Origin of the sequence: Haloplanus sp. C73 (assembly GCF_051195115.1) — an archaeon.
In the GTDB taxonomy this organism is placed as follows: domain Archaea; phylum Halobacteriota; class Halobacteria; order Halobacteriales; family Haloferacaceae; genus Haloplanus.
Window position 1 is genome coordinate 360,440 of record NZ_JBNTJZ010000003.1, and the last position, 16,612, is coordinate 377,051.

At 67.9% G+C, this 16,612-nt stretch carries 12 protein-coding genes; 9 read left to right on the top strand and 3 right to left on the bottom strand.

Annotated elements, in window-relative coordinates:
* Positions 1–25 precede the first annotated feature (25 nt).
* Positions 26–1,471: an MATE family efflux transporter gene (locus ACQUSQ_RS08360; RefSeq protein ID WP_435068204.1), complete on the top strand. Its 1,446-nt coding sequence runs from the start codon at positions 26–28 to the stop codon at positions 1,469–1,471.
* Between the two features lie 91 nt (positions 1,472–1,562).
* On the top strand, positions 1,563–3,902 hold the full coding sequence (locus ACQUSQ_RS08365; protein ID WP_435068205.1) for a DEAD/DEAH box helicase: 2,340 nt from the start codon (positions 1,563–1,565) through the stop codon (positions 3,900–3,902).
* A gap of 13 nt (positions 3,903–3,915) precedes the next feature.
* On the opposite strand, the gene ACQUSQ_RS08370 is transcribed toward ACQUSQ_RS08365, so the two are convergent.
* Entirely contained in the window at positions 3,916–4,542 is a 627-nt protein-coding gene (locus ACQUSQ_RS08370; protein WP_435068207.1) for an HAD family hydrolase, read from the bottom strand.
* A 75-nt stretch (positions 4,543–4,617) separates the two neighbouring features.
* On the opposite strand from ACQUSQ_RS08370, the gene ACQUSQ_RS08375 reads away from it, so the two are divergent.
* From ACQUSQ_RS08375 to ACQUSQ_RS08400, 6 genes are all read left to right on the top strand, one after another.
* Complete coding sequence (locus ACQUSQ_RS08375) at positions 4,618–5,337, top strand: DUF91 domain-containing protein (protein WP_435068209.1); 720 nt, start codon at positions 4,618–4,620, stop codon at positions 5,335–5,337.
* Positions 5,338–5,380: 43 nt separating this feature from the next.
* Complete coding sequence (gene endA / locus ACQUSQ_RS08380; protein WP_435068211.1) at positions 5,381–6,424, top strand: tRNA-intron lyase; 1,044 nt, start codon at positions 5,381–5,383, stop codon at positions 6,422–6,424.
* Position 6,425: 1 nt separating this feature from the next.
* The gene (locus tag ACQUSQ_RS08385) at positions 6,426–8,024 is read left to right on the top strand and encodes a tryptophan--tRNA ligase (RefSeq protein ID WP_435068213.1); all 1,599 of its coding nucleotides are present in this window, start codon (positions 6,426–6,428) and stop codon (positions 8,022–8,024) included.
* Positions 8,025–8,263: 239 nt separating this feature from the next.
* Positions 8,264–9,805 (top strand): phenylalanine--tRNA ligase subunit alpha, encoded by a 1,542-nt coding sequence (locus tag ACQUSQ_RS08390; RefSeq protein WP_435068215.1) that lies wholly within the window; start codon positions 8,264–8,266, stop codon positions 9,803–9,805.
* Complete coding sequence (gene pheT, locus ACQUSQ_RS08395) at positions 9,805–11,577, top strand: phenylalanine--tRNA ligase subunit beta (protein ID WP_435068217.1); 1,773 nt, start codon at positions 9,805–9,807, stop codon at positions 11,575–11,577. Before ACQUSQ_RS08390 ends, pheT begins: the two co-directional genes overlap by 1 nt.
* Before the next feature lie 93 nt (positions 11,578–11,670).
* The gene (locus tag ACQUSQ_RS08400; RefSeq protein WP_435068219.1) at positions 11,671–14,271 is read left to right on the top strand and encodes a valine--tRNA ligase; all 2,601 of its coding nucleotides are present in this window, start codon (positions 11,671–11,673) and stop codon (positions 14,269–14,271) included.
* A 42-nt stretch (positions 14,272–14,313) separates the two neighbouring features.
* Here the strand turns inward: ACQUSQ_RS08400 and ACQUSQ_RS08405 are convergent, their stop codons facing one another.
* Both ACQUSQ_RS08405 and ACQUSQ_RS08410 read right to left on the bottom strand, forming a co-directional pair.
* Positions 14,314–15,369 (bottom strand): quinone-dependent dihydroorotate dehydrogenase, encoded by a 1,056-nt coding sequence (locus ACQUSQ_RS08405; RefSeq protein WP_435068220.1) that lies wholly within the window; start codon positions 15,367–15,369, stop codon positions 14,314–14,316.
* 36 nt (positions 15,370–15,405) lie between these two features.
* Complete coding sequence (locus tag ACQUSQ_RS08410) at positions 15,406–15,603, bottom strand: hypothetical protein (protein WP_049937926.1); 198 nt, start codon at positions 15,601–15,603, stop codon at positions 15,406–15,408.
* Between the two features lie 189 nt (positions 15,604–15,792).
* Here ACQUSQ_RS08410 and ACQUSQ_RS08415 point away from each other — a divergent pair, with 189 nt between their 5' ends.
* A complete protein-coding gene (locus ACQUSQ_RS08415; protein WP_435068221.1) occupies positions 15,793–16,104 on the top strand; it encodes a non-histone chromosomal MC1 family protein in 312 nt (103 codons plus the stop codon).
* Positions 16,105–16,612 lie beyond the last annotated feature (508 nt).

The window sequence follows — 16,612 nt, forward strand, 5'->3', positions numbered from 1 at the left end:
CCGTGTTCCTAAACTGACAGCACGGATGAGCGACCAGCGGGCGGCCATCGTCGACGGGCCGATTCCACGAACCCTCCTCTCTCTCGCGGCCCCGCTCGTCGTCCAGAACGTCGTCCGCGTCGCCCAACAGGTCATCGACACGCTCTGGCTCGGCCGCCTCGGCGAGACGGCCGTCGCCGCCGTCGGTCTCACGATACCCGTGCTCGGCCTGCTCTTTGCCCTCCTCGTGACGCCTTTCGTCGGCACGCAGATTCTCGTCTCCCAGCGCGTCGGCGCCGACGACGGCGCGGGCGCGCGCCGCATGGTCGTTCACGGCGTCTGCCTCGCTCTCGTCCTCGGCGCCCTTCTCGGCGCCGTCGTCGCCGTCGGCGCCACGCCCATCGTCCGCCTCGTCGGCGCCGGTCCCGACGTGGCGCCGCTCGCCGCGCTCTATCTCGGCACCGTCGCGCTCGGCCTGCCACTCGCGGGCGCGAGCGACGCGCTCGAAGCCGGGTTCGTCGGCCGCGGCGACTCCCGAACCTCGCTCTGGATAAACGTCACCACCGTCGTCGTCAACCTCGCCCTCGACCCGATTCTCATCTTCGGCGTCGGCCCCGTCCCGGCGCTCGGCGTCTACGGTGCGGCGCTCGCGACGGTTGCCGGCTACGCCGGCGGCCTCTGTCTCGCTCTCGCGTTCGCGCTCGGTCCCCGAATGCGTCTCGCGCGCCGGCACCTCACCCTCCGTCTCGACGATATGCGCGAACTGCTCGCCGTCGGCGCACCCATCACCGGCCGACAGGTCGTCAGCCAGAGCGTCCGGGTCGCGCTCGTCGGCATCGTCGCCGTCGTCGGCGGGGCCGCCGGCCTCGCCGCCTACACCGTCGGCGCCCGCGTCGCCAGCGTGGCCGTCCTCCCCTCGCGCGGCCTCGCGCAGGCGGCCCAGAGCATGGTCGGGCAGAACGTCGGCGCCGAGAAGCCGTCTCGCGCCCGGCAGACGACCCGCGTCGGCGTTGCCCTTGCGGCCGGCCTCCTCACCGCCCTCGGCGCCGTCCAGTGGGTCGCTCCCGCCGCCGTCGCCCGCCTGTTCGTCCCCGACCTCTCCGGTGACGGCCTCGCACTCACCGTCCAGTACCTGACCATTCTCGTCTACGGCTATCCCGCCATCGGCGCCGTCGACCTCCTCCTCGCCGGCTTCAATGGCACGGGCCGCACTCGGACGAGTTTCGTCGCCGACCTGCTGAAATACTGGGGCGTGCGCCTCCCCGTCGCCGCCCTCGCGCTCCCCGCGACCGCTTCCGTCTCCCTGCTCGGCGTGACCATCGCGCCCGGTCTCGACCTCGGGATGCCCCTCGTCTTCTGGGCGGTCACGGCGTCGAACGTCGTCGCCGCGGTGGGCGTCGGTGCCTACTACGCCCACGCGGTTCGCGGGGGGCTGTTCGCGGACGCCGCCGGCGCGGGCGCCGACGAGTCGGCCGCCGAGCCGACCGACTGACGCCGCCGACGGAAACGCCTTTGACGCCCCGGCCCCGCGACTCACCTATGCTTCTGTCCGGCGTCTACGTCGCTTGGGAGGTGCCGACGGCGTGAAGGTTGCCGACGCCGTCCCCGAGTTCGCCGACGCCTTCGACTTCGAGGAGTTCAACGCGATGCAGCGCGAGGCGCTCCCCATCCTCGTCGACACCGACCACAACGTCGTCGCCTCCGCCCCCACCGCCAGCGGGAAGACGGCGCTTGCCGAACTCGCCATCTGCAAGACGCTGAGCGAGGGCGGGACGGCCCTCTTTATCGCCCCCATGCGCGCGCTCACCAACGAGAAAGAGAGTGAGTGGGAGCGCTTCGAGGACATGGGCTACTCCGTCTACGTCGTCACCGGGGAACGCGACCTGAACCCGCGGCGCGCGCGCCACGCCGACGTCCTCGTGATGACGCCCGAGAAGGTGGACTCCGCGACGCGCAAACACGACTCCCGGCGCTACGATTTCGTGACCGACGTGGACTGTGTCGTCATCGACGAGGTTCACCTCCTCGACTCCGAGCGCCGCGGCGGCGTCCTCGAAGTCACCGTCTCCCGACTCCGCCGGCTCTGTGACCCCCGGTTCGTCGCCCTCTCGGCGACCATGCCGAACGTCGAGGACGTCGCCGCGTGGCTCGACGCTCCCCCCGAAGCGACCTTCTCTTTCGGCGACGAGTACCGCCCCGTCGACCTCCAGACCGGCGTCAAAACCTACACTCACGGCGAGAACTCCTTCGCGGACAAGTATCGCCGGCTCTACCGTGCGCTCGACTTGGCCGAACCCCACATTCGCGAGGACGGGCAGGCGCTCGTGTTCGTCGCCTCCCGACAGGACGCCGTCAGCGCCGCCGCGAAGACGCGGGACGAACTCGCCGAGCGCGATATTCCCGTCGGGTCCCGCGGCGACTACGACTTCCACACCGAGGCCAAGGAACTGGGAGACGAGAAACTCCACAAGGCCGTCCTCGACGGCGTCGCCTTCCACCACGCCGGCCTCTCGAAAGACGACCGCGACCGAATCGAGCAGTGGTTCCGCGAGGGCAAAATCTCGGTCCTCTTCTCCACCTCCACGCTCGCGTGGGGCGTCAACCTCCCCGCGCGCTGTGTCATCGTCCGCGACACCAAGTACCACGACCCGCTGGAAGGCGAGGTCGACATCAGCCCCCTCGACCTCCTCCAGATGCTGGGTCGGGCCGGCCGTCCCGGTTACGACGACGTGGGCTACGGCTGGATAGTCTGTGACCGCTCCGACGCCGACCGGTATCGCCGTCTCCTCCGCGAGGGGACCGAAATCGAATCTCACCTCGCCGCCGACTTGGACGCCCACCTCAACGCCGAGATTGCGATGGGCACCATCGACGACCTCGACGACGTGCTCTCGTGGCTCGAGACGACGTACTACTACGTGCGCGCCGCGTCCGAACCCGCCGCCTACGACTTCGAGGGGCTTCGCGACCGGGTGCGTGACACGCTCGAATCGCTGGTCGACCGCGGCTTCGTCGAGATGGGCGACGACCTCGGCATCGAGTCGACGCCGCTCGGCCGTCTCGCCTCGAAATACTACCTCCGGCTGTCGACGGCGGCGGCGTTTCACGCGCTGGCCGGTCGCGAGCGCATCGACACCGACGCCATCCTTCAGACCGTCGCCGACGCCGACGAGTTCGACTCCGTGTCGGCCCGCCGGTCGGAGCAAGAGGCCGTCGACGCCGTCCTCGGCGGCGAGGGCGACGGACTGGACGACGGCCCGCGGAAGGTACTCGCCATCCTCCGAGCGTCGACGAGCGACTCCGTCCCCGCCGACCTGCGGAGCGACGCGTGGGTCATCCGGCGGAACGCGCTCCGCCTGCTCGCGGCACTCCGGGAGTTTCTCGCCCGCTTCGCCGGCCCGCGCGCGGCCAACCTCGTCTCCCGCCTCGAAGCCCGCATCGAACACGGCGTCAGTCGCGACGCCGTCTCGCTCACCGCCATCGACGGCGTCGGCGCCGGCCGAGCGCGCAATCTCGCCGCCGGCGGCCTCTCCCGCCCCGCCGATGTCGTCGACGCCGGCGTGGACGAACTCGAACGCGCCGGCCTCGCCGCTGGCGTCGCGGAGCGCGTCGTCTCCGCCGCCGCCGACCTCCCCGCCATCGACGTGTCGTGGGGCGACTTCCCCGACGCCATCGCCGCCGGCGACAACCGGATGTGCGAGGTGCGCGTCCGCAACGACGGCGGCGCCGCCCGCGTCGGCGTCCGCGTCACCGTCAACGACGTCGAGATGCACGAGACGGAAGCGTATCTCTCCGACGTGACGACGGTTCCCGTCGGGGTGTTTGGGGCGGACGCCGACGAACTCGACTTTCAGGTGGAGGTGACGTTCCCGGAGTTGCCGTTGCGTCCGGTGGTGGCAGAGCGGTCGGTGCGGGTGGAGTGAGGGGCTGTAATCGCTAGAGCTCCGCCAACACCGCCCGAAGTTCGTCGGGCGTGTTCGCCGCTCGCTCCGCCAACTCCGTCGCCTCGGAGTCGCCGCCGTACGCGACGGTCAGAATTCCGGCGCGGGTCGCCGCCCGGACGCCGTTCGGCGAGTCCTCGACGGCGACGCAGTTCTCGGGCGCCACCCCGACTCGCTCCGCGGCCACGGCGTAGACGTCGGGCGCCGGCTTGCCCGGGCCGTCGACGTCCTCCGTACTCAGCACCACGTCCACATCGAGGTCGAACCGCTCGACGACGCGGGCAATCCAGTGCCGGGGGCTGGAGGAGACGATGGCGATTCGGCAGTCGCGGGCCCGCAGGTCGGTGAGTAGGTCACGGAAGCCGGGGAGCAGGTCCGTCGTGTCGTAGAGGTCGGTCGCCGCCTCCTCGTAGAGGTCGAGAAACGACTCGCGGTCGAGTGCCATCTCGTAGGTATCGGCGAGGTAGTCGTAGGTCTCGCGGTAGTTGACGCCCCGAATTTCGTCCTGCGACGGATTCCCCTCGGCCACCGCCGCGGGGAGGATGACCTCGGCCTCTCTGGTGCGCCAGAAGTCCTCGGTGTCGACGATTACGCCGTCCATGTCGAACAGAACCGCGTCCATACGTGCCGGCCGCTCGCCATCGCTGAAAGGGCTTCGCCCGAGGGTTTTCATCCGGAGACGGCGCCACCCCGGCGCGTGCCAGACGCCATCCGCGCCTTCGCCGGCGACTGTACCGTCTCGACCGACGACCGCACCCACCGCGGGCGCGTCCTCGTCCTCGTCAAGCCCGACCGGACCGTCCTCGTCCACGACGCCGACGGCTACCAGCCCGTGGCGTGGCTCACCCGCGCCGACGACGTCACCGTCGAACGCGACGGCGACGGGTTCGGCCTGACCGCCCACCTCGACGACCGGACGCTCCGAGTGACGGGCGACCGAATCCGGCGGTCGGTCTACCCCGTCACCGAGGCGGGCGTCCCCGTCGGCACGAGTCCGAAGACGGGTGGGCCGCTGATTCGGGCCGGCGGTGCGGTGGTCGACCTCGATACGGGGACACGCTACCCGCTGGTCGCGGGCGCGACGGTGGTGGACGAGCCGTGTCCGGACTGCGGCTTGCCACGGATGCGCGTCGACCGGGGCGACACGTTCACCGTGTGTATCGACCGCGCCTGCGACCCCCTCGACGACGCGGTTCGCGACCGGTTCGACCGCGAGTGGGCCTGCCCGGACTGTGGCTCTGCCCTGCGCATCATCCGCCGGAACGGCCGTCTGCTCGCCGGCTGTGACGCCTACCCCGACTGCGAGACGGCGTTTACGATACCCGCGGGCGTCGTCGTCGACGCCTGCGCCTGCGGACTGCCGACGTTCGAGACGGCGACGGGACGGCGGTGTCTCGACGGCACCTGTGACTCGTGACTGCACCGCAGGCCATTTACCCGCGCCCCGCCCCCACACGGGTATGCAAGGGACGTTCGAGGCGGGGACGGTCCGCGTGGGTGACGACGCCCGACAGCGGTTCTACGACGCCCGTGGTTACGGTCGCCCGCTCTCGGGCAACCGTATCGAACTCGCGCCCGTCGAGGCCGCTCACCTCCTCTTTCGGGGTGACCTCGACGCCGTCCTCGGCCCCGACGGCGACCCGCTCGACTTCCAGACGTTCCTCGTCGCCACCGACGTCGCCCTCGAGTTCGTCGTCTACAAGGACCTCCGAGACCGGGGATTCTACCTCTCGCCCGCCCGCGAAGGCTGGGTCGACGACCCCGATGACGCCGATTTCGTCGTCTACCCGCGCGGGAAGGGACCGGCCGACGACGCCGTTGCCCATCGCGTCCGCGTCGCCGGCGAGCGCGAAACCATCGCCGCCGCCGCCCTCGGCGACATCGTCCTCGCCGTCGTCGACGAGGAGGGCGAACTCACGTACTTCGAGACGGGGACACCGGGCGCGGCGGGCGAGGCCGACGGCGAGGGCGAGCGATACGACCCGCCGACCGACCTCGACGCCGCCCTCCTCGCCGACCGGGCGGTGGTGTGGGACGCGCCGACCGACCTCCACGACCGGGGGTTCTACGGCCAGCGGCTCCACGGGCGCAACGCCGACGCCGGCCCGCTCCAACTCTCGCTCGTCGAGGCGGCGTATCTCGCCCGTCGGGACGCTCTCGCGCTCGACGAACCACGGGTCGTCGAACGCGGCCGGCAGGTGGAAGGCGAGCGATTCGACCGCCGGCTCCGAACCTACGCGGCGCTCCGAGCGGCGGGAAGCGTCCCCAAGAGCGGGTTCAAGTTCGGCGCCGACTTCCGAACGTACGACTCCTTCACCACGCTCGACGAGATGGACCACTCGGCGCGCCTGATTCGGGTACTTTCCCCCGACCACACCTTCCTCCCGCGGGACCTCTCGCTCGACGTCCGGCTGGCCGGCGGGGTCCGGAAACGAATGGTTTTTGCGCTGACCGACGTGAACGAGGGGATAGACTGGCTGTCGGTCGAGCGACTCACGCCCTAACATGACACGAGACGATTCACGAGACGCCAACCCGGCGTCCGACGACGATTCGAGCGATTCGACGACCGTGACCGACGGCGGAAGCGCCGCCGGCGCCGACGACGTCGCGCTCGACCCGTGGGGCTCTTCGACCGTCTCCGACTACCGCAAACTGTTCGAGGAGTTCGGCATCGAATCCTTCGACGAGGTCATCGACGAGGTGCCGAACCCCCACTATCTGATGCGCCGGGGCGTCATCTTCGGCCACCGCGACTACCGCCCGGTCGCCGAGGCGCTTCGCGAGGGCGAGGACGCGGCCGTCCTCTCGGGATTCATGCCCACCGGCGACCCCCACATCGGCCACAAACTCGTCTTCGACGAAATCATCTGGCACCAGCAGGCGGGCGCCGACGCCTACGCCCTCATCGCCGACCTCGAAGCCCACAGCGCCCGCGGTCTGTCGTGGGACGAAATCGACGAGCACGCCCGCGACTACCTGCTCTCACTGCTCGCGCTCGGGTTCGACCCCGAGGACGGCGAACTCTACCGGCAGTCGACCAACCGCGAGGTGCAGGACCTCGCGTTCGAACTCGGGTCGAACGCCCGTTTCGCGGAGTTCGAGGGCATCTACGGCTTCGACGGCGAAACCTCCGTCTCCCACATGCAATCCGTCGTCACGCAGATGGCGGACATCCTCTACCCGCAGTTGGAGGAGCCGAAACCCACCGTCATCCCGGTCGGTCCCGACCAGGACCCGCACATGCGCCTCGCGCGCGACGTGGCCGCCCGCATGCGCTCGTTCAAAGTGACCGAGGCGTACGCCTCCTTCGAGGCCGACGCCGAGGAGCGCGACCACCTCGCCGCCGCCTACGCCGCGCTGTCGGACGATACCGACACCGTTCGCTGTGAGGACGCCGCCGACTGGCTCGATAGGGAGATGGCGCCCGATGCCGCCCGCGACGCCGCCATCGACAAACTCCGGGCCGCCGGGAAGGAGCCGCTTCGCCCGCGGGTCCGATTCCTCGACCGCAACGCCACCGACGAGGCGTTCGACGCCCTCATCGAGTCGATTCCGGGCGAGAAGCGACGCTACGACGAACACATCGACGCCTTCGACATGGACCGCACCGAGGCGGAGGAACTGGCGCGAGACGTGGAGGTCGACCACGGCGGCTACGGCTTCCTCCCGCCCTCTTCTATCTACCACCGGTTCATGACGGGTCTGACCGGCGGGAAGATGTCGTCGTCGGTGCCGGCCTCGCACATCTCCCTCCTCGACGACCCCGAGGACGGCTACGACAAGGTGAAGTCGGCGACGACGGGTGGGCGAGAGACGGCGGAGAAACAGCGGGAACTCGGCGGCGAGGCCGACGAGTGTCCCGTCTACGAACTGTACGCCTACCTCCTCTCGGGCGATGACGACGAGTTCGCGGCCGAGGTGTACGAGGAGTGTGTCGGTGGCGAGCGCCTCTGTGGCGGCTGTAAGGAGCAAGCCGCCGAACTCATGCAGGAGTTCCTCGAAGAGCATCAGGAGAAGCGCGCGGAGATGGTGGCCGTACTCGACGACCTCGACATCGACCTCGACTCCGACCGGCAGGGCGTCCCCGGCGGCGAGCACTGACCCGGGTCGGAGCTTGCAGAACGCTTTTGCCGTGGGACGCGAACGCTCGTGTATGGTGGCCGAACCCGCCACGACCGACTCGTTCGCCCGCGAAGCGACCGCGTTCGGGTTCGGATTCTTTTTCCCCGTCTGAACGGAGGTCGGCGGACTCCGCCCGCCGCGGGCGGACGAAACCGGCCCGCTCGGCGGGCCACGCTTCGGAACTGCTAACTGACCGGCTCGGATGACTCTGAACAAGAATGCGACTTCCGGAATCACAGGTCGCGGTGTTGGAAGCCGCGAGCGCGTCGGAGCAACGGACGATAGAACAACTGAGCGAAGCGGCGGGGGTAGAGCCCGCGACGGTGACGGGCGCGGTGTTCGACCTCGAAGACGAGGGATTCGTCGCCGTCACGACCGAGGAGACGGTGTCCTACGTCGTCACCGAGGAGGGGGAGACGTACGCCGACGCCGGTCTCCCCGAGGTGCGTCTCTACCGGGCCGCACTGGACGCCGGCGCCGACGACGCGCCCGTCTCGATGGGCGCGGTCATCGGCGACTCGGGGCTCGACGGCCCCGAGGTCGACATCGCCCTCGCCAACTACGCCCGGAAGGGGTACGGCGAGGTGGAGTCGGGACAGATTAGCGCCGACCCGGACGCCGACCCGACGACTGACACCGAGGCGGCGGTGCTGCGCGCACTCGTCGCCGAGGAGGAGTCCCGAATGTCGGGCGAATCTCTCGCCGACGTCGACGTCGCCCACGAGGACGCGCTGGACCACCTCGTCCGCCGTGGCCTCGTCGACCGGGAGGAACACACGGTTCGGTCGGTGACGCTGACCGACGAGGGCGTGACCGCGCTGATGGAGGGCGTCGAGGTAGCGGAGACGGTCGACCGCCTCACGCCCGAGATGCTCGCCTCCGGCGAGTGGGAGGACGTCGACTTCGCCGCCTACAACGTCGAGGCCGACGCACCCGAGCGCCGCGGCGGTCGGGTCCACATCCTCCGCCAGACCGCCGAGCGCGTCAAGGACACCCTCGTCGGCATGGGCTTTCAGGAGATGGACGGCCCTCACGCCGACTCGGAGTTCTGGATTAACGACTGTCTGTTCATGCCACAGGACCACCCGGCGCGCACTCACTGGGACCAGTTCGCCCTCGATGTGCCGCCGATGGAGTCGATTCCGGCCGACCTGCTCGACCGGGTTCGCTCGGCGCATCTGGAGGGCGTCGGCGAGGACGGACAGGGGTATCACTCGCCGTGGACCGAGGACGTGGCGCGGGGGGTCGACCTCCGCGGCCACACCACGTCGCTGTCGATGCGCTATCTCTCGGGCACCGAAATCGGCGACCTCGACCCGCCGGAGCGGTTTTTCAGCGTCGAGAAGGTGTACCGCAACGACACGCTCGACCCGACGCACCTGCTGGAGTTCTTCCAGATAGAGGGCTGGGTGATGGCCGAGGACCTCTCGGTGCGCGACCTGATGGGCACCTTCGAGGAGTTCTACCAGCAGTTCGGCATCACCGACCTGCAGTTCAAGCCCCACTACAACCCTTACACCGAACCGTCGTTCGAACTGTTCGGCACACACCCCGAGACGGGCGAGCTAATCGAAATCGGCAACAGCGGGATGTTCCGCGAGGAAGTGCTGCGGCCCCTCGGCGTCGAATGTGACGTGATGGCGTGGGGGCTGGCGCTCGAACGACTCCTGATGCTCATGTACGGCTTCGACGACATTCGCGACGTGCACGGAACGCTCTGTGACCTCGACCTCCTGCGGACGACGGAGGTGCTTCACTGATGCCCGTCGTCGACGTCGACCCCGACGAACTCCGAGAGTTGACGGGCCACGAGGACAAAGAGGACGACGAACTCATCGACGACCTGTTCGCGCTCGGACTGGAGTACGAGGGCGAGACGGAGGACGGCGACCTGCAGTTGGAGTTCGGCCCAGACCGACTCGACCGCCTCTCCGTCGAGGGCGTCGCCCGCTCGCTTCGCTACCAGTACGGCGACGACCGGGGCGTCTACGTCCCGAACACGAACGACGCCGAGTGGACAATCGAGGTGGACGAATCGGTCCCCGACGAGCGACCGTACGTCACCGGCGCCGTGATTCGCGGCGTCGACCTCGACGAGGCGGCGCTCGACTCCCTCATCCAGTTGCAGGAGAAACTCCACGCGACGATGGGGCGCAAGCGGGCGAAAGGCGCCATCGGCATCCACGACCTCACGATGCTGAAAGGCTCGGTGTTCGACGAGGAGGGCGCGGCACGGCGGTCGCTTACCTACCGCGGCATCGACGCCGACGGCGACCAGTTCGTCCCCCTCGATTCCGACGCGGCGATGACGCCCGCCGAGGTGCTCACCGACCATCCGACCGGCGAGACATACGCCGACCTCGTCCGGGAATACGACCGGTACCCCGCCATCTACGACGAAATCGGGCTGTTCTCGTTCCCGCCGGTCATCAACGGCAGTCGGACCGAGGTGTCGACCGACTCCCGCGACCTGTTCGTCGAACTCACCGGCACGGACCAGTGGACCATCGACCGGATGTGCAACGTCATCTGCTACGCCCTCGACGCCCGCGGCGCGACCATCGAATCCGTCGAAGTCGCGACCCCCGAGGGGACGCTCGTCCGCCCGGACTTCGAGGTGGAGACTAAGACCGTCTCCCACGACCGCATCGAGGGGATTCTCGGCGTCGACCTCTCAATCGAAGACGCGCTCGACCTGTTCGAGCGCTCGGGACTGGGCGTCGACCTCGCCGGCGACGACACCGTGGAGGCGACGCGTCGCTCCCGCGAGGAGAGCGACGCCGATGCCGAGACGGCGTACGAGGTGTCGATTCCGCCCTATCGGACCGACGTCCTTCATCCTCTCGACCTCGTCGACGACGTGGGCCGTGCCTACGGCTTCAACGAACTCGAACCGCGATACCCCGATGTGGCGACGGTCGGCGGCCGACACGACCGCTCGAAACTGGAGGCGGCGGCCCGGACTTCGCTCGTCGGCCTCGGGTTCGAGGACCTCCTCAACTTCCACATGATATCCGAGGCGGAGAACTACGACCGCATGGAACTGCGGCGCGGCGTCGAGACCGACGCCCCGCGCGGCGCCGAACCGCCCGTGACCATCACCGAACCCTACAGCGAGGACTACACCATGCTCCGGACGTGGGCGCTCCCCTCGCTGCTGATGGTGCTCGAAAACAACACGCACCGGGCGTATCCGCAGGACCTCGCGGAAATCGGGCTGGCCGCTCACGCCGACGAGAGCGAGAACACGGGCGTCGCCGAACACCGGACGGTCGCCGGCGTCCTCGCCCGCCACGACGCCACGTACGAGGACGCGAAGTCACGGCTCGCGGCACTCTGCCGTGATTTCGACGTCGACCTCGAAACGCCGGCGACGGAGCATCCGACCTTCATCGACGGCCGCGCCGCCGACATCGTCATCGACGGCGAGACGGTGGGCGTCATCGGCGAGATTCACCCGCGCGTGCTGGTCGAACACGACCTCGAACTGCCGGTCGCGGCGTTCGAGTTCCGCTTGGCCGCGCTCGACTAGCGATTCTGGCGGGTCGCCACCCGGATTTCTCCCGCTTGTCCCGCGCTAACCGAGGCGTTTAACACCGGTCCCTCCGGTAGCGTCAGGCGAGCAATGCCGAGCGGAGAATACGACCCGGAGACGGTCGAACGACAGTGGCAGGAGCGGTGGGTCGAGGAGGATGTGTACGCCTACGAGGGCGGGGCCGTAGACCCGGACACCGTCTTCTCCATCGACTCGCCCCCGCCGACCGTGTCGGGGAGCCTCCACTGGGGTCACGTCTACGGGTTCACGCTACAGGACTTCGTCGCCCGCTACAACCGAATGCAGGGCGACGACGTGTTCTTCCCGTTCGGCTACGACGACAACGGCATCGCCTCCGAGCGACTCACGGAGGACGAACTCGACGTCGAGCATCAGGAGTACGACCGCGACGTGTTTCAGGAGATGTGCCGGGGAGTCTGTGCCAAGTACGAGGCCGACTTCACCGAGAAGATGCAGGCGCTCGGCATCTCCATCGACTGGACCGAAACCTACCAGACCATCGAGCCACGGGTCCAGCGCATCTCGCAACTCTCCTTTATCGACCTCTACGAACAGGGTCGGGAGTACCGCCAGCGCGCCCCCGCCATCTGGTGTCCGGACTGTCAGACCGCCATCTCGCAGGTCGAGATGGAAGACTCCGAGCAGGACTCGCATTTCCACGACATCGAGTTCGGCGTCGCCGAGAGCGACGAGACCTTTACCATCTCCACGACCCGCCCCGAACTCCTCCCGGCCTGTGTGGCCGTGTTCGTCCATCCCGACGACGACGAGAACCAGTATCTCGTCGGCGAGGCGGCCGACATCCCGCTCTTTGGCCAGACGGTGCCCATCATCGAGGACGAACGCGTCGACAAAGACACCGGGTCCGGCATCGTGATGTGCTGTACGTTCGGCGACCAGACCGACATCGAGTGGTATCAGGCCCACGACCTGCCGCTCCGCATCGCCATCGACGAGTCGGGGACGATGACCGACGTCGCTGGCGACTACGAGGGCCTGTCGGCCGACGAGGCCCGCGAAGCCATCGTCGCTGACCTCGAAGACGACGGCGCCCTGTTGGACCGGCGTCCCATCACCCACGTCGTCAACGTCCACGAGCGCTGTGACACCGAAGTCGAGTTCCTCGTCACCGAGCAGTGGTACATCAAACTCCTCGATAAGACCGAGGAGTATCTGGAGGCCGGGCGGTCGATGGACTGGTTCCCCGACAAGATGTTCACGCGGTACAAAAACTGGATTGAGGGGCTCCAGTGGGACTGGGCCATCTCGCGCCAGCGCTCCTCGGGGATTCCGTTCCCTGTCTGGTACTGCGCCGAGTGTGACACGGAGATTATCGCCGACCGCGAGCAGTTGCCGGTCGACCCCCTCTCCGACGACCCGCCGGTCGACCACTGCCCCGAGTGCGACCACGACGAACTCGTGCCGGAGGAAGACGTCTTCGACACGTGGGCTACCTCGTCGCTGACGCCGCTCATCAACGCCGGCTGGGAGTGGAACGCCGAGGCCGAGGAGATGCAGATAGAGCGGCCCGAACTCTACTCGATGGACATGCGCCCGCAGGGCCACGACATCATCTCCTTCTGGCTGTTCCATACCGTCGTGAAGTGTTACGAACACACCGGCGAGGTGCCCTTTGACAGCGTGATGGTCAACGGGATGGTGCTGGACGAGAATCGAGTGAAGATGTCGAAGTCCCTCGGCAACATCGTCTCGCCCGACGAGGTGCTGGAGCAGTACCCCGTCGACGCCGCGCGCTACTGGGCCGCCGGGAGCGCCGTCGGCGATGACTTGCCCTACAAGGAGAAGGGGCTCCGCGCCGGCGAGCGCCTGATGCGCAAACTCTGGAACGCGTCGAAACTCGTCGACGACCTCACGCCCGAAACCCGAACCTCGCGCCCGGACCTCCGGGCCATCGACCGCTGGCTCCTCGCCGAACTCGACGAGCAAATCGAGACGGTGACGGAGCACTTCGAGCGCCGGGAGTTCTCGAAGGCTCGCGACAGCCTTCGCTCCTTCTTCTGGCACACCTTCTGTGACGACTACCTCGAAATCGCCAAACAGCGGCTCCGCGACGGCGACGACCCCTCCGCGGCGTACACGCTCCAGACCGCACACCGCCGTTTCTGTAAGCTGTTTGCGCCCATCCTCGCCCACGTCACCGAGGAACTCTGGCGGGATATGTACGGCGAGGGCAGTGTCCATACCGCCGACTGGCCCGAACCGCTCGGCGTCGAGGCCGACCTCTCCGCCGGCGAGCGAGCGATGGCCGTCGTGGCCGCGCTCCGGAAGTACAAGACCGACCACCAGCTCTCGATGAACGCCGACGTGGCCCACGTCAAGGTGTACGGCGACGTCGAGGCCTTCGCCGACGACATCGAGCGCGTGATGCACGTCGACGACCTGACGTCGGTCGACGAGGAACCGCCGGTCGAAGCCGTCGTGACGGGTGTCGACCTCGACTACTCCCTCGTCGGCCCCGAGTTCGGCAATCAGGTGTCCGACATCGAGGCCGCCATCGCCGAGGGCGACTACGAGGTGGTCGACGACCACCTCCACGCCGCGGGCGTCGAACTCGCGCCCGAGATGTTCGAAATCGAGGAAGAGCGACAGTACACCGGCGACGGCGAGATGGTCGAAGCCGGCGACACGGTCGTCATCGTGCGTAACTGACCGGAAAATTCTTTTCGACCCGCTCGGTCGCGTGGTGCCGTCTCAGAGGTCCGCACCGACGGCGTCGGCGACGGAGTCGAAGCCGTCTCGCTCCAGCAGTTCGAGCAAGCCACGGTTGATGTCGCGCGCGAGACTCGGTCCCTCGTACACCAAGCCGGTGTACAACTGGACGACGCTCGCGCCCGCCCGAATCTTGCGGTAGGCGCCCGCCGCGTCCGTCACTCCGCCCACGCCGACGACGGGGACGTCGGTGCGCTCCGCGATGAACTTGATTGTCCCCGTGGCCCGTTCCTCGATGGGGTCGCCCGAGAGGCCGCCTCGTTCGGCTCGGTTCGGGTTCCTGAGCGTGTCCGGGCGCTCCACCGTCGTGTTGGTGGCGACGACGCCGTCGAGACCGAGGTCGTCGACGACGGCGAGTGCCTCGTCGATGGCGGGGGCCGCGAGGTCCGGCGAGAGTTTGACCAAGAGCGGGTCGGCGCCTGCGTCGACGAGGCCGCCGAGGATGCGTTCCAGCGACTCGCGGTTCTGGAGTTCGCGCAGTCCCGGCGTGTTCGGACTGGAGACGTTCACGACGAAGTAGTCGCCCGCGTCCGCGACACGCTCGTAGGTGTAGCGGTAGTCGTCGACCGCTTCGGAGAGTGGTGTCGACTTCGACTTCCCGATGTTGATGCCGACGGGGGCGTCGGGAAGCGTCGCGTCGTCGAGACGCGCCCCGATTCGGTCGGCGCCCTCGTTGTTGAACCCCATTCGGTTGATGAGTGCGCCGTCTTCCGGGAGACGAAAGAGCCGCGGGCGAGGGTTGCCCGGTTGGCGCTCGGCGGTGACGCCGCCCACCTCGACGTGTCCGAAGCCGAGCGCCGTCAGGATAGACGGCACCTCGGCGTTCTTGTCGAATCCGGCGGCAACGCCGACTGGCGTGTCGAACTCGAGGCCGAACGCCTCGGTCCGGAGTCGGTCGTCGTCGACGGTGTAGTGGCTCCGGAGGGCGTCCTCCGCGGGCGTGTGTTGCAGCGCTTCGAGAACGCGGTGTGTGGCCCGGTGTGCCGTCTCCGCAGGTAACGCGAACAGGAGCGGCTTACAGAGGTCGTACGCCTTCATCGGGTCATCGTCCCCCGTGTGTGACCGGCCATCGGTTCAGAAGTCGTGTTCGACGTCGTCCGGGTCCGCCTTCTGGATGATTATCTTTCCGTCGCGGACTCGGACGAACACCTCGTCGCCGATGTCCATCCCGGCCACGGCGAGCTCGTCTTCGTGCAGGTTCACGTGGACGTTGTGGTATTCGCCGTTTTCGTCCTTCGCACCGCTTGGACTGAGCTTCTTTTTCCGGACCATCGGGGGTGTCTAGCCGCCCTTCACTCCAGCAAGCACATAAGGTTGTCTACTGTCGCGTGTTGGTCGTCGCGTCGCTCGGTTCTTCCCGCTTTTCGCCCCGAATTCGGGTGCCGAACGCCGTTCGAGCCCTCGAATTGCCGATATATTTATGTTGTGCCATGTGCTCGCTTCCCATAGAGGTGCAAAATCATGGTACGAGAGGACGGTAAGCGAAACTTCGTGATGCGTCAGGACGGTGAGGAGGACAGCGTGTTCTCGGGGAACATGCCACGGCAGGCCGCGCTCAAGGCCGCCCGCCGTCTCGACCCCGCGGGTTCGGAGAGTCGCGCCGAATCCGACCCCACAGAGATTCGACTTCGGGAGAAGGGCACGGACAAGGTCCACATCTTCGACGCGTGGGCGTGGGAACAGGACGCCCCCGACGACAAACCCGACTGGATGGGCGACGAGATTACGAAGGGCAACGTCTCGAAGAAAGGCATCGAACACCTCGAAGACTGAGGCTCGACCACGCCGGAGCGCGCTGTCGGCCAGTGCCGACAGGGCTTTGTCTGTGCGTCGACCACGACCGGTCGCGTGGCCGCTCCCCGGCGGGACCGACCGTGCGAGCGAGGGATGACCGACCGGCCTCCAGCCACGCGACACCGTTCTCTCTGCCGCAGTCTATCGTCGACGGGTACCGTCACGAACTGACCTTCTCCCTGCCCACTTCGTTACCGCCTACTCTCGGCTGCACTGGGTGTCTCTCCCATGAAATCCATTGACGTACGGCGGTCTACTTCGACGGCCTTATCTATCACACCGGTTTGTGTTGTAGTACACGCGTCGTCGGCGTCGATTGGCCGACCGGTGTCGTTCCGGTCGTGTCACTAATCGACGGCCGGCGGCGGGACGCTTCCGACGCCCTTAAGTGGTTAAGGGCGTTCGGTGGTAATGCGAAGCGCGGTGAGGGCGGACGGCGCTCTCACCCACCGGACCACACGCTCGATTCGGCGACCCACCACGGCTC

Bases quoted from the DNA above. Each gene is read 5' to 3' on its own strand.
- ACQUSQ_RS08415 (WP_435068221.1), top strand. From the start codon at position 15,793: ATGGTACGAGAGGACGGTAAGCGAAACTTCGTGATGCGTCAGGACGGT.
- ACQUSQ_RS08405 (WP_435068220.1), bottom strand. From the start codon at position 15,369: ATGAAGGCGTACGACCTCTGTAAGCCGCTCCTGTTCGCGTTACCTGCG.
- ACQUSQ_RS08390 (WP_435068215.1), top strand. From the start codon at position 8,264: ATGCGACTTCCGGAATCACAGGTCGCGGTGTTGGAAGCCGCGAGCGCG.
- ACQUSQ_RS08410 (WP_049937926.1), bottom strand. From the start codon at position 15,603: ATGGTCCGGAAAAAGAAGCTCAGTCCAAGCGGTGCGAAGGACGAAAAC.
- ACQUSQ_RS08370 (WP_435068207.1), bottom strand. From the start codon at position 4,542: ATGGACGCGGTTCTGTTCGACATGGACGGCGTAATCGTCGACACCGAG.
- pheT (WP_435068217.1), top strand. From the start codon at position 9,805: ATGCCCGTCGTCGACGTCGACCCCGACGAACTCCGAGAGTTGACGGGC.
- ACQUSQ_RS08400 (WP_435068219.1), top strand. From the start codon at position 11,671: ATGCCGAGCGGAGAATACGACCCGGAGACGGTCGAACGACAGTGGCAG.
- endA (WP_435068211.1), top strand. From the start codon at position 5,381: ATGCAAGGGACGTTCGAGGCGGGGACGGTCCGCGTGGGTGACGACGCC.
- ACQUSQ_RS08385 (WP_435068213.1), top strand. From the start codon at position 6,426: ATGACACGAGACGATTCACGAGACGCCAACCCGGCGTCCGACGACGAT.
- ACQUSQ_RS08360 (WP_435068204.1), top strand. From the start codon at position 26: ATGAGCGACCAGCGGGCGGCCATCGTCGACGGGCCGATTCCACGAACC.